Below are 13140 nucleotides of genomic sequence, written 5' to 3'. Positions count from 1 at the left end.
AACTCCGATTCAATATCGGAATCAAGCCTTAAGTAAAACGATATAAAACTAACGTCCAGTTTTAGGGGTTAGCTTCAGACAATAGCTTGTTTTTTTATTTATTCAATTTGTATATTTTAATTGGTCGACCAACCTTTAAATAGTGCACTTTAGTGGAAAGTTTGCCGGTTCTTTCCAGATAGTCCAAATATTTTTTAGTAGTAATGCGTGATAACTTCGACTGTCGTGCTACATCTTGATTGGAAAATTCACCAGCAAGTTGGGAAATAGCAGTTTTAATTTTGGTTAAGGAAAAATCTGAAAGCCCTTTAGGCAACCCGGTCTCATCATTTAAGTTATTCATATCTTGGGTAATAAAAATATGATCAAGTTCACCTTGTGACACCGTGTTGTTTTTTTGCAATACTTCGTTATATTTTAAAAAATGTTCAATTGCCTCTTTAAAACGTTTAAAAGAAAAAGGTTTGAGCAAGTAGTCCAAAACACCATATTTTAAAGCCATATTGATGTTGGTACTGTCTTTGGCGGCAGAAAGCATAATGACATTGGGATGGAGATTATGTTGAATAAATTGTTCCAGTAATTCGGTGCCAGAAGTTTTAGGAAGGTAAACATCAAGTAATATCAAATCAGGACTGATTTTTTTAGTAATTGCTAGTGCCTTATTCGCAGTAGCGGTTTGATAAACAGTCAGGTTTTCCGGCTTAATAATTCTCATTAAATATTGTTTGTTAATCGAGCTGACCATCGGGTCATCTTCAACTATTAAAATTGTTAACATTTTATTCCTTTTCGTTTTTTTCCTGCAAAGGCAATTCTATATAAAAATTGCTACCATGAGGTTTACAAGATGAAACTTCAAGATGGCCACTATAGGATTTAATGATTTGCTGCACCAGAATAAGTCCATAGCCGTGATCCTTGCCCTTAGTTGAATACTTCTGTTTAAATAAATGCTTTTTAACTTCACTTGAAATGCCAGTACCAGTATCAGCAACTTCAATAATTAAGACTGAACTTTCATTATCGAAATTAATTGCCAAGGTGATTTTGCCGCTATCTTTAATTGCTGCAAGCGAATTATCAATGAGGTTGCCCAGTATTTTAATCAGGTCTAAATTTAATTGCTCAGTTACAACCTTTTGCGGTAAATTGGAGTCTGGCGTAATTTCCAAGTTGACTCTTTGCTCTTGCGCCTGGTTCATTTTTCCAGTTAAAAAGCCAACAAGCGCAGGGGATTCGAGCTGTTTATTCAGTTGACCAAATTCTTGCTGGTAATTTTGGTTTATTTTTGCAATGAATGAATTAACTTGATCATACTGCTTTAATTCAATCATGCCGTAAATTGCCTGCAATTTATTTAAAAATTCGTGTGACTGTGCCCTTAGTGACTGAATGTATTGTTGGCTGCCGGCAAGCTGTTCGGATAACTTCTGGTATTTGGACTGATCCTGCAGTAGAGCAACTTGACCAAAAATCTGCTTATGGTATACCAGTTGACTAACTGAAACAATATATTCTTTAGCATTGATTAAGACAAGCTCATTTGTTTTAGGTAATTGTTGGCTGTCTGCAAATAATAAATCAATTAGATTTTTATCCAGGGCTTTTCCCACCATTAAGGAAGGGAAAGATTTTTTAGCCAAGTAATTAGCAGTAATTAAAATTTTGTGATTATTTACAACAATAAGCGCTTCATCAATACTGTCATTAATAGCATATAATTCTGTGAGCTTAAATGCAATTTCGTTTGGTTCCATATCAAACAGCGTTTTTTTAATGCGTCTTGATATTAATAAAGCCAGCAGTATGCCAATTATTAATGAAACTAGAGAGCCAATTACAACTGATCTTTGGGCGACTCGAATAACTTTATTAATTGATTTGTCAGTGAGACCAACACAAACTATTCCGATTTGCTGCTTGTGTGCAAAAATTGGGCGGAAAATCCGGTAGCCAGTTCCCAAAACACCCATACGGTGAGAATAATGCGCCTTACCAGAGCTTGATTTTTGAGCATCAGAAGGCGAACTGAATTTTTTGCCGATATGATTCTCAGAAGGATGGGAATAGCGGACGTAATTATTGTCAAGTACCACAATAAAGTCTACTTTAGTTTCTTTTTTAACTTGTTCGGCATATTTTTGGATCGGGTTATATGTTGTGGGTTTGACTTTTTTTCTTAAAGCAATTTGTACCTGCTCATTATTGGCCACAATTTTAGACACACTATTAATTTCTTCTTTGATGATTTGTTTTTGATTTTGCGCTACTTTGTATGAGGTGATGGTTCCAGCAGTTAGAATAAAAACAATGGTGGTAAAGAAAACCAGAAAAATAGTTTTTGTTTGCAGCGTAAAACGTGTTTTTTTAAACATATATCTGCCTTTGATATTGGATAACTTAATATCTCTTTCATACAGCTGAGACCCCTTAATTATTATTAGAATAATATTTTTGATAAAATCACATTTTACTTATACTATAAAATATGATAAAATGATTAAAATAAATTAGAAGAGAAAGGCTGTGGGAAATGAGATGAAAATGAAATTAGCAAGAGTTGCTTTACTGTGGTTGTGTATAATTGAAATGGAGGCTTTTTTCTCCAATAAGCCGAATTATAACTTAATATGGTCAATTAGTGCATTCATCATAACAATAATTGCTACGGCTTGCTTTGAAGTAAAAGAAGAAACATTTACTAAGCAAGTCGAAAATGATTTATTTTATTTTATGGCATTGCAAGGTGCACCTATTAGTTTTGAAACTTTATATTTGTTGAATATGACAGATGAACAAGAAGATCACCCATTATTGATACTCTTAATTATTGTATTAAATCTAATCTGTGTGATTTTATTTGACTATTTAATTAATCGGGCTAAATTTTACCAAGCTGAAAGTAAAAATGAATAAAATTTAACAAGATTTGAGTACCAGGCAACTATACTGCTTGGTATTTTTTCTAGCATAAAGTACGTTAGACTATTTGATAGTCCCTGGCTTTATTTCTGGCTTATTCGAAAACTTTTCAATATTAATCAGCTTTTTCTTTAGTTTAGAGTGAAACAAGTATGAACCTTTATTTGATAAAAAAGCGACACCATTCTCTTTACCATTATTTGCTTTTAAGCTAAACACACTGTCACTTATGCGTTTATATGTGCCTCTTTCAAATTGATGTCCGTCGACATTTATAGCATATTCGGGGTCCAAACCAAACGAAATTTCCACATGAGGATTGGAAGGATTTAGTGGCATTGTATTATTAGTAAAACCCCCAAATACAGTGGGCGGGTTTCTAGTATCATAGAGCAAAAAGCCTAAAGTGATAATAAATAAGAATCCAAAAATGTAGGTAGTAATTTTGTAACCATTTTTCTTCATGAGTTTTTCTCCGATGATGAGGTAAAAGTAGAAGGTTTTCTACTAGCGTAATGCTTGTTGACTATTTATCTACATATAATAATAGAATCTAATTTTTGTCAAACTTAATTTGGAATTTACAAAATAGCGGCATTAATAATATACTTAAATAAAGTAGCAGTGTATGCATAATAGCAATCGATTATATGAATATAGGCCAAAAAATGAGTACATCAGTGATAGAAAACGTAGAAATTAACGGGACTAAACTATATTTTTCAATTAGTTCAAAGCAAGGCCGGAAACCAATCATTTTATATTTGCACGGTGGACCAGGCGATGCCTGCATTCCCTTAACGAAAAAATTTAATAGCGAACTAGAAGATCATTTTATCTTTGTCAATCTGGAACAAAGGGGCAGTGGACTATCGTATTACAAATTCTCGCCTGAAGAAAACTTGTCTATTGACACCATCTTGGCAGATATTCATCAGTTTGTGCTTTATTTATTAAAACGGTTAAAACAAGATAAATTGATTATTATGGGTCATTCTTGGGGCACGGTTTTAGGGCTCTACTTTATTCAAATGTATCCGGACCTGGTTGCACAATATATCGGAATTGGCCAAGTCGTTAATATGAAAAAGAATATTGCTTTACAAAAAGCTTTTTTAAGAACAAAAATGAAAAATACTGCCAAACTTGACCAACTTGATTTTGCACATGAACCAACTAAAGCTAGTCTCAAATTAACTAAAATGATTGTGGCTTACGGTGGCTCAATTTACGGCGCTAAAAACTACCGTAAATTAATTGGGCCGTTTATATCTGCTAAAGATTATTCTTTTAAGGACTTAATTCATCGCTTGCAAGGCTCGAAGCAATCAATTCAATATTTCTGGGAAGAACTGATGGACGTTAATTTTGAAAATGTTCTGCATTTTGCCGTTCCCATCACTTTCTGTGAGGGCAGGCATGACCACCATGTGTCCTCGCAATTGACTGCAGAATATGCTGCTAAAATTACTAGTCCGTGCAATATAATTTGGTTTGACCATTCCGGTCACTTTCCGCAGTGGGAGGAGCCAACTAAATTTAATCAGGAAATTATTAGGCTTTTAGAGTCATAAGCAAACTAAAAAACTGGCAAATCACGTTATTAACAGCGTGAGTTTACCAGTTTTTTATGTTTAATTAGACCTTATTAATTATTCTGAAAATTACTCAAAAACTTGACGGTTTTTTCATTTTGCGGATGATTGAATAATTGATCTGGCGTGCCTTGTTCGGTAATGACGCCATCGCTGATGAAAAACATTTGGTCGGAAATCTCTTTAGCAAATGCCATTTCGTGGGTTACGATAATCATCGTTAAACCAGTAGTAGCCAGGTTCTTCATGACGCTTAAAACTTCTCCGACCATCTCAGGATCCAAAGCACTAGTAGGCTCATCAAATAACAAAATTTCTGGATCCATGCAGATAGCACGGGCAATCGCAACCCGTTGTTGTTGGCCACCTGAAAGCTGGCTGGGACGAGCATTAACGTATTGCTCCATGCCCACCTTTTTCAGATTGGCCAGCGCAATTTGGCGGGCTTCGTCTTTTGACCGTTTTAATACCAACTCTTGACCGACCATACAATTAGCTAAAACGTTCTTGTTTTCAAACAAATCGAATTGTTGGAAAACCATGCCGACTTTGGCTCGATAAATATTGCGGTTGTAGTTTGGTGCCAGGACATTTTCACCATGAAAATCAACCTCGCCGGCGGTAGGCTCTTCTAGTAGGTTAATGCAACGCAAAGTAGTTGATTTACCGCCACCTGAAGGACCGATAATGGTGGCAATTTCACCTTTATTAATGTCAAAAGAGATATCTTTTAACACTTGGTGTTCACCGAATGTTTTCTTGATGTGCTTTAAACTTAAAATAGTTTCGTTTGTTTCAGTCATTAGTTCTTAGCCTCCATGTCTTTTGGTGTGCCCACTTGAACTTGGTTTGCCATTAAGTTGTAATTCTTACTTCCTTGGAGGTGTTTTTCAATTAAGTTGAATATTCTCGTGATGGTAAAGGTCAAGATGAGGTAGATAGCAGAAATTGTCAGGTAAGTTGGGAAGAACTTGAATGTCTGACTAGCAACAGTTGAACCAACGAAGAACAACTCTGATACGGAGATAATACTTAGAACAGAAGTATCCTTGATGTTAACAATAAATTCGTTAGTAATTGAAGGTAGGCAATTCTTGATTGCCTGTGGCAAAATAATATGCCACATTCTTTGATTATGAGTCATTCCCAAAGCACTGGCTGCTTCAAACTGACCTTCGGGTGTAGAAATAATACCTCCGCGAATAATTTCGGCTAAATATGCACCCGTATTGATGGAAACAATGATTAGTGCGGCGACGGTTCTGTCAATATTCAGGTGCCAGAATTGGGCAATACCATAGTAAATCACAGCTGCTTGCACCATCATTGGCGTACCCCGGAAGACTTCGATGTAAACCGAAAGTAGCCAGTTCACAAACTTGAGCAGCCATCTTTTACCGGTAGTAGTTGGTGTAGGAATGGTTCTGACGATACCAACTGCCAGACCGATAAAGAAACCTGCAACAGTACCAACTGAGGCCAGAAGCAGCGTCATGCCGATACCATTTAAGATCATGCCGCCATATTGGCGCCACATTGATACTAACCACGGTTCTGACTTAGTCTTTTTGCCTTTTTTGTCATTATCAGTTTTAGGCTGCTGCTTAACAGCTTCAGTCATTAGCTTAGTTCTTTTTGCTTGAGGAATAGTAGCTAATATTTGGTTAACACTCTTAAGCAGAGCTTTGTTGGGCTTAGCGATTCCGATGGCAGTGACAGACTCATCTTTTGTGGCGTGGAAACCAGCCATTTTGCTGACAGGAATTGACTTAATGTCAGGATCAACCATCTTAAAGGAAGTTGATTCAGTGTCCTCGGCAACATAGCCATCAATAGTACCGGAGATTAAACTTTGCCGCATTGCCGCAAAATCACGCATAGCCGGTTGACGCTTAGCGCCCTTTAACTGCTTGATCAGGTCATAGTGGAAAGTGCCTTGTTGCGCCGTTAATTTTGCACCCTTAAAGTCGGTTAGTTTCTTAGCGTTAGCGTATCTGCTATTAATCTTGGTAATTACCACAAAAGTACTGTTTCTATAAGGCTGAGAGAAATTAATGGCTTTTTCACGCTCAGCTGTAGGGCTCATGCCGGCAATAATCAAATCAGCTTTGCCGCTGGTTAGAGCAGGCAGTAAACCATCCCATTCGGTCTTAACTACTTCAACTTTTCGATGCAATTTTTGCCCAATAATTTTGGCAATTTTAACATCATAGCCATTGGCGAATTCTTTTGAACCCTCAATAGGTACAGCACCGTTAGCATCATTTGTTTGTGTCCAATTGTAAGGCTGGTAATTAGCTTCCATGGCTACTTTTAATGTGCCCTCATCTTTTTGGGCAGCAGCTTCAGTAAGACTAAAATTAGCTGCTATGCTCAAACAAGTGAATAAGGCAACTAGGGTAGCCAACCACTTAAATCTTGACTTCATTTTGAAAACCTCCACAAAATATGTTTCAAATAAAGCCAATACAATAAAAGCGTAAACAAAAACCTCGCTGTTAATCAAAACAACGAGGTTCATAATCTATTTTTAAAACAAATCATATAGCGCTCCCTGGGGACTAACCAGGACAGTCTGCAAAATATTCTCTTGCAGCCCAACAAGAAAATTGAAACGAACAATATTCTTATTTCGGCGGTAATTCTTATCCTGAACTTCACAGTGTTCGCTCACTCAGATCAGTTTTGTAATAACCGCGACCTCTATTGCATTGGAAATTATTTAACTTAGAAAAATAATAGGCTATTAAAAGCAACTTGTCAATAATTTTATTTAAAAAATATTTTATAATTATCTCATTTATTTTCTTTTACTATTTTAAAAGACTTCGAAAAGCTACTGTTACTGCCAGCCATTGCCACTTTGGTAAGCTTTCTTTTTCATTCTGGAAACATACGGGTTGCCAGCTACATAGTAACGCAGTTTTTTATTGGCCCATTCTAGTTCAGACTGGCTAACACCGATTCTGGCACTGGTTTTAATTTCCTTAGCCAGCTTTTTGTGACTGTCATCTAAATCAATTTTAAAAGGGGAGTCAGTTAAGAGGTGTAAATTCCATTTTTTACTGTGAATGCCAAAAGCCTGCATCATTTTCGCGGGGCCATTAGTTAAAAGGACACCGTCTTTACCCCCGCGATTTTTAATCATCTGCGCTATGCCCCAAACTGGTTCAATAGCTCTGATTAAAACTCCTTGCGGCTCATTATATTCTTGCGTTGCAACATCAAAAAAGAAATATTGTCTTTGAGCATAAATATAGATGGTGCCGCCTTTGCGATAAAGACCTTCATTAGCTGGGCTGCGATGACCGCCGTATGAATGAGCTGCGCGATCTTTGACCCCTAAATATGCTTCCGCTTCTACAATGTAGCCACCCATAATATGTTCACCGTCATTGTATGTGAGGGGTCTGCCAATTAAATCTTTAGTAATAGTGGCGGTAGATTTATTAGTAAAATAAGTTGAGTAATTCATTTTTTCTTCCGTGTAGTAAACTTAAATTAAAAGGGGATATTAGCATGACAAAGATAAAATTAGTACGCATTTACGATCATGAGCAACCGCTCGGCTACCGCATTCTAGTTGACCGTCTGTGGCCACGAGGTAAAAGTAAAAAAGATGCAAATTTAGATGAATGGGCAAAAGAAATTGGTCCCAGCACCGAATTGCGTAAGTGGTTCAATCATGATGATACTAAATATTCTGAGTTTCGGCAAAAATACATAAATGAATTGGACCACAATCCTGTGACTGTCAATTTTATCGCCCAAGTTAAAGCTGAGCTTGCAAAACAAGATGTTCTTTTTCTTTATGGTGCAAAGAATAAAGAGCACAACCAGGCAGTTGTGCTCAAAGAATACGTTGATCAAAGACTATAATTTGCGTTTACTCTTTTTAACACGTAAAAAGTGAAAAGCAATAGTTAAAATTAGAATACTGAACACGATTAATGCAAAGGTCGTATTAGGTAATTCGTAGCTTAGAGGTGGCAAAGACAGCAACAGTTTAAAAGCAATGATGCCGATTAAAATATAAGCCATTGGCTGCAATTCAGGAATAATATCCATCAATTTGATGATGATTTCAGCGACGCCCCGCATGCACAAGATACCGATCATGCCGCCAATTAATACCACTACCGGATTACTGGAAACTGCTAGGGCAGCTAGCACTGAATCAATTGAAAAAACGATATCCATTGCTTCAATTGAAATAACGGTCCGCCAGAAAAGTGACAAAAAATGTTTGCCCTTTTTAGGGGTATGCTTAGTAATTTTTGCACTTTCAATCTTTGCGCTAGTGGCAGCCTTTTGGGGATGCCTTTGGTCGTAGAAAAACTTAAAGGAAAGATAGAAAAGATACAGACTGCCCGCTAATTTTATCTCCCAGAAATTGATTAAGTAAGTACCAATGCCAATCACGATAAAGCGAAAAATATATGCACCCCAAAGGCCATAGAATAATGACTTTTCCTGTTGTTTTTTATCAGGCAGAACCTTGGTTTGGGCTGCCAACACAACCGCATTGTCAACGGAAAGCAAGCATTCCATCAGAATCAGGGTTAAGATGGTGAGCCAATCTTTACCACTGGTTAACACGTGTATCCAGTTGCTGCCACTAAAAAAGGGAGCATACATTTTAAAAATTGTCATTTAAAGGCTCTTTTCTTTTTCAGATAAATTTTAATTACTGTATCGAAATTTAACAAGTAATAATTAGTGCTTGGGTAAAAAGCAAATAGAATAGCTTAAAGAGCCTGCTTAAAAATTTAAAGCTGCTTAAAAACATCTAGAGCATCCGCAATGATGGCAGAAATGCCTTCTGCCGGGATGGCTGTTTTATTAATTGCCCAAACTTTCGCTCCAGTTTGCCTGTAAGATAAAAGTTGAGCAAAGGGATAGACCACAAAACTAGTGCCTGAAATAATTACTAAGTCAGAATTTTGCATGGCGTTGACAGACTTTGCCAAACTGTCACCATTAATGGCTTCACCGTATAAAACAATTCCTGGTCTGATAATACCGCCACAATTTTCATGACGGTAGGACTTCGCATATTCAGCGTATGAAACTGATTTATGACATTTAGTGCAGTAGATATTATAAAGGCAGCCGTGAAATTCAGTGACGTGTTTATTGCCAGCTTTGTTGTCCAAGCCATCAACATTTTGGGTGATTAAATCGCCTTTTTCATTGCAGATAGCGGCAATTTTCTGGTGGATTTCGTTTGGCTTGGCGCTAGGAAAGTACATATTATCCATGACGAACTTGTAGAAAAATTCAGGTCGCTGATAAAGCGTTTCTTCACTCAGAATTGTTTCCGGACTTTCAGAGACGCCATCATAAATACCGTTTTTAGAACGATAATCAGGAATACCAGAATGAGTTGAAACGCCGGCACCAGTCAGAAAAGTAATGTGGCGTGCCTGATCAATATCATTTTTTAATTCAGTTATCTTGTTAGAATCAATCATAATTTTGCCTTTCTTAAAACTAGATTTTCTACTGTTAGTTTACTACAAGATTTTGCCTGTGAGATAGGGTTATTGCAATAAAAACCATGCTGTCAGAAATTGCTAGCATGGTTTTTATTAATTATAAAATTTGAATGTCATGTTCTTTGCATTTAGTAATCATATCGTGAGGCCAAACACTAGCTTGTACTTCACCAATGTGGGCTTTACCAAGCAAAAGCATGCATAAGCGGGATTGCCCAATTCCACCACCGATGGTATAAGGCAATTCTCCATCAAGCAACATGCGGTGAAATTCCAATTTTTCACGGTCCAGACAATCAGCTTTCTTTAATTGTTCGTGGAGACTTTCTGGACTAACGCGAATACCCATTGAAGAAATTTCAATTTTTTGTTTCAAGGGCTCATACCAGAAAATCAGATCACCATTTAGTTGCCAGTCATCATAATCTGGTGCCCGACCATCGTGGGGCTTGCCACTTCTCTTTAGCTTGTCGCCGATTTTCATAATAAAGACGGCTTTTTCTTTTGCAGTTATCTTGTTTTCCCGTTCTTCAGGACTAATATCCGGCCAGCGGTCTTCTAATTCCTGCGTGGTAATAAAGTAAAGTTTCTCAGGTAGGTGGTAAGTAGAAGCGGGATAGCGGGAAGCGCAACCAGCTTCAATTTCCTTAATTGCTGCAAAAATTTTAGTAACGGTGCTTTTCAGGGTTTCCTCTGTTCTTTCCTCTTTAGCAATGATTTTTTCCCAATCCCACTGATCCACATAGAGCGAGTGGAAGTTGTCTAAATCTTCATCGCGGCGAATGGCATTCATGTTAGTGAAAAGTCCTTCGTGCATGTTAAAGCCGTATTTTTTTAGTGCCATTCTTTTCCATTTAGCAAGGGAATGCACGATTTCAAGTGTATCATCTGCAGGCAAATTCTTAGCATCAAAGGCAACTGGACGTTCAACTCCATTCAGGTTATCGTTAAGCCCTGTATGCTTTTCGACGAAAAGTGGGGCAGACATCCGTTGTAAATGTAATTTTTTAGCTAAAACTCTTTGAAATTCTTCTCGAATAAACACGATAGCTGCTTCTGTATCACGAATTGTGAGAGTAGGGTGGTAACCTGCGGGTAAAATTAAAGTCATTGTTTTGACCTCCTATAAATTAAGGAAAAGAAAAAGCCCTTTATCCCGTTTTTAATAAAAACAAGGACGAAAGGCTTTTTCCGCGGTACCACCTCAATTGCCCTAAAGGGCCAACTCATGAAGCACTAACATGCTTCACCAGCGTGGTAACGTACTGGAGACGACACAACCTACTTTTACATGAATTTCAGCGTGCTGCTAAAAGTGTTTTTCAATAACTCAGGGTCTAACGGTTTTCCACTGTCACCGATTCACTTAAAGAGATAAGCTATTTACTCGTCTTTTTCACTGCATTTAATTTGATAATAATTCAATCATAATTTTAATAAAAATGCAAGTAAAATATCATTAATGTTGATTAACCGCTCTAAAGACTGTGAGTCTGTTATAATAGATGAAAATACAATTGAGGAGAGTCATATGATAGTTTTTTATCTAATTCTGGATGCCTTACTTTTAGGCTACACCTGTTATAGTTGGTACTGGCAGGCAAATATTGATTTAAAGGGACATTATCGCTCCTCTTCAATTATTTGGGCCGTGATTTTTATCTGGATCGGTTTTACCTGGCAATTAATTGAAAAGGGAGACCCGGGTTTAAGTATATTTTTAGCGATTTTCTTGATGATCGGTATAATTGACGGCTTTACAGGTCTGGCACCAAAAAGGGCCGTAGTTTCAGGTTACTTTCGCCGAACGATTTCATATTCGGAAATTGCAATGGTAACTTTAATTAAAGTACCTAATCCAAAGAAAAAGCAGGTAATTTGTATTTTGACAACCCAAAAGAACAGACAATATTACCTGCGCTTTTCCAATGGCGTTGCGCAAATTGTTGAGGCGCTCAAAAATCACATTCATCATGATATTCATATTGAAATTCAGGATATTTTTTAAGTCACGTAAAAGCGTGTCTTTTTTTGAATTATTTTTCTTCCCAGTTCATTTCCAAATATTTAGTAAAACCGCCCTTAAGAGCGCGTTTTTTATTGACCTGATTTAAAAAAGTATCCTGGTCAACGTTTTTAAATTTAAGATAGGCTAAAATGACTTCGTAAACGTCACCCAACTCTTCAATTAAATTAGTTTCGGTTTTAGCGGCAAGAACTTCGTTAGTTTCTTCAATTAGTTTTTGCTTTAATGCTGGTTCAATTTCTGCTGGAGCAAGTTTGCGATAAGTAGCATAATGAGCAAATTCTGGAATTTTATCTCTGACTAGTTTTTTCATTTTAATAGACCTTTCTTAGCTGTAATAATTTATATATTATTATACTGCTAATAATTATAAATAATATGTGAAAGCGGTAACAAGATGTAGTAAAATTAACGAGTAGAGATATATTTAATAAAGAAAGTGTGACGAAATGCGTAATAACGATTTTAATGATGTGGTTCAAAATCGTCATTCTGTGCGCCATTTTGATAAGAGTGTCAAGATTCCGCGTTCAGAATTTAAGGAAATGTTTGAAGAAACAATTACAGCTCCTTCTGGCTGCAACTTGCAAGGTTGGCACTTTGAAGTAGCAGACACCCCGGAAACTATTGCTAAAGTTAAGAAATACATGCTGAGATTTAACGATTCCCAGATGGACAGCTGTGCTGCAGTCGTGCAAGTCTTTGCCGATGTTTATGCTTATAAAAAGTATCGTGAAAATTGGACCAAGGAATATGAGACAGGCAATATCACTAAGGAAAAATTAGACGAAGTCTTAAGAACCTTTTTGCCATCTTATGAAAACGGCACATATTATTCTTGTGCAATTGATTCCATTAGATCTTGTTCACTTGCTGCCATGCAGTTTATGCTCGTTGCTCGCAACCATGGTTACGACACTAACCCAATTGCTGGCTATGACGAGTCTAAAATTGCCAGAACCTTTAACTTAGAGCCAAAACGCTACTTACCAGTAATGGCAATAGTAATTGGCAAGAGCAATGAAACTGAAGAAACTATGGCTAAAACAACTCGCTATCCAGCTGAAAGTGTTTATCACTTTGCGGAATAATTAAT

15 protein-coding genes, 1 riboswitch and 1 other annotated feature are annotated in these 13140 nt (G+C 36.9%); of the genes, 5 read left to right on the top strand and 10 right to left on the bottom strand.

The window, feature by feature from the left end; genetic code table 11:
- Positions 1-94: 94 nt before the first annotated feature.
- Both ACFQ32_RS10230 and ACFQ32_RS10225 read right to left on the bottom strand, forming a co-directional pair.
- A complete protein-coding gene (locus tag ACFQ32_RS10230; protein WP_046324143.1) occupies positions 95-781 on the bottom strand; it encodes a response regulator in 687 nt (228 codons plus the stop codon).
- Position 782: 1 nt separating this feature from the next.
- Complete coding sequence (locus ACFQ32_RS10225; protein ID WP_046324144.1) at positions 783-2378, bottom strand: ATP-binding protein; 1596 nt, start codon at positions 2376-2378, stop codon at positions 783-785.
- A 169-nt stretch (positions 2379-2547) separates the two neighbouring features.
- On the opposite strand from ACFQ32_RS10225, the gene ACFQ32_RS10220 reads away from it, so the two are divergent.
- Positions 2548-2919 (top strand): hypothetical protein, encoded by a 372-nt coding sequence (locus ACFQ32_RS10220; protein WP_143443996.1) that lies wholly within the window; start codon positions 2548-2550, stop codon positions 2917-2919.
- A 69-nt stretch (positions 2920-2988) separates the two neighbouring features.
- On the opposite strand, the gene ACFQ32_RS10215 is transcribed toward ACFQ32_RS10220, so the two are convergent.
- On the bottom strand, positions 2989-3390 hold the full coding sequence (locus ACFQ32_RS10215) for a hypothetical protein (protein ID WP_046324146.1): 402 nt from the start codon (positions 3388-3390) through the stop codon (positions 2989-2991).
- A 215-nt stretch (positions 3391-3605) separates the two neighbouring features.
- Here ACFQ32_RS10215 and ACFQ32_RS10210 point away from each other — a divergent pair, with 215 nt between their 5' ends.
- Entirely contained in the window at positions 3606-4499 is an 894-nt protein-coding gene (locus ACFQ32_RS10210) for an alpha/beta fold hydrolase (RefSeq protein ID WP_052724611.1), read from the top strand.
- Between the two features lie 74 nt (positions 4500-4573).
- Here the strand turns inward: ACFQ32_RS10210 and ACFQ32_RS10205 are convergent, their stop codons facing one another.
- The 3 genes from ACFQ32_RS10205 to ACFQ32_RS10195 form a co-directional block, all read right to left on the bottom strand.
- Entirely contained in the window at positions 4574-5323 is a 750-nt protein-coding gene (locus tag ACFQ32_RS10205; protein WP_046324147.1) for an amino acid ABC transporter ATP-binding protein, read from the bottom strand.
- Entirely contained in the window at positions 5323-6948 is a 1626-nt protein-coding gene (locus ACFQ32_RS10200; RefSeq protein WP_046324148.1) for an ABC transporter substrate-binding protein/permease, read from the bottom strand. Before ACFQ32_RS10200 ends, ACFQ32_RS10205 begins: the two co-directional genes overlap by 1 nt.
- Positions 6949-7057: 109 nt before the next feature.
- A riboswitch (Lysine riboswitch) is annotated at positions 7058-7234 on the bottom strand.
- Between the two features lie 128 nt (positions 7235-7362).
- The gene (locus tag ACFQ32_RS10195) at positions 7363-7995 is read right to left on the bottom strand and encodes a DNA-3-methyladenine glycosylase (RefSeq protein WP_046324149.1); all 633 of its coding nucleotides are present in this window, start codon (positions 7993-7995) and stop codon (positions 7363-7365) included.
- A 44-nt stretch (positions 7996-8039) separates the two neighbouring features.
- Here ACFQ32_RS10195 and ACFQ32_RS10190 point away from each other — a divergent pair, with 44 nt between their 5' ends.
- Positions 8040-8399, top strand: a complete 360-nt coding sequence (locus ACFQ32_RS10190; protein ID WP_046324150.1) for a DUF488 domain-containing protein — start codon at positions 8040-8042, stop codon at positions 8397-8399.
- Here the strand turns inward: ACFQ32_RS10190 and ACFQ32_RS10185 are convergent.
- The 3 genes from ACFQ32_RS10185 to asnA form a co-directional block, all read right to left on the bottom strand.
- A complete protein-coding gene (locus ACFQ32_RS10185) occupies positions 8394-9173 on the bottom strand; it encodes a TerC family protein (RefSeq protein WP_046324151.1) in 780 nt (259 codons plus the stop codon). The genes ACFQ32_RS10190 and ACFQ32_RS10185 overlap by 6 nt on opposite strands.
- A gap of 116 nt (positions 9174-9289) precedes the next feature.
- Complete coding sequence (locus tag ACFQ32_RS10180) at positions 9290-9994, bottom strand: NAD-dependent protein deacylase (RefSeq protein WP_122037164.1); 705 nt, start codon at positions 9992-9994, stop codon at positions 9290-9292.
- 121 nt (positions 9995-10115) lie between these two features.
- Positions 10116-11129, bottom strand: coding sequence for an aspartate--ammonia ligase (gene asnA, locus ACFQ32_RS10175; RefSeq protein ID WP_046324152.1), 1014 nt, complete (start codon positions 11127-11129; stop codon positions 10116-10118).
- A gap of 59 nt (positions 11130-11188) precedes the next feature.
- Positions 11189-11427, bottom strand: a binding site (T-box leader).
- 122 nt (positions 11428-11549) lie between these two features.
- Between asnA and ACFQ32_RS10170 the strand changes: the two genes are divergently transcribed.
- Positions 11550-12026 carry a hypothetical protein gene (locus ACFQ32_RS10170; RefSeq protein ID WP_046324153.1) on the top strand — a complete coding sequence of 159 codons (477 nt, stop codon included), beginning with the start codon at positions 11550-11552 and terminating at the stop codon, positions 12024-12026.
- Between the two features lie 28 nt (positions 12027-12054).
- Here ACFQ32_RS10170 and ACFQ32_RS10165 read toward each other — a convergent pair whose 3' ends face one another.
- A complete protein-coding gene (locus tag ACFQ32_RS10165; protein ID WP_046324154.1) occupies positions 12055-12357 on the bottom strand; it encodes a nucleoside triphosphate pyrophosphohydrolase in 303 nt (100 codons plus the stop codon).
- Between the two features lie 136 nt (positions 12358-12493).
- Between ACFQ32_RS10165 and ACFQ32_RS10160 the strand changes: the two genes are divergently transcribed.
- Positions 12494-13135: a nitroreductase family protein gene (locus tag ACFQ32_RS10160; protein WP_046324155.1), complete on the top strand. Its 642-nt coding sequence runs from the start codon at positions 12494-12496 to the stop codon at positions 13133-13135.
- Positions 13136-13140: the final 5 nt, after the last annotated feature.

This window comes from Lactobacillus melliventris (assembly GCF_042679465.1).
GTDB classification, from domain to species: Bacteria; Bacillota; Bacilli; order Lactobacillales; family Lactobacillaceae; genus Lactobacillus; species Lactobacillus melliventris.
This window is presented reverse-complemented; position numbering and strand designations above follow the sequence as displayed.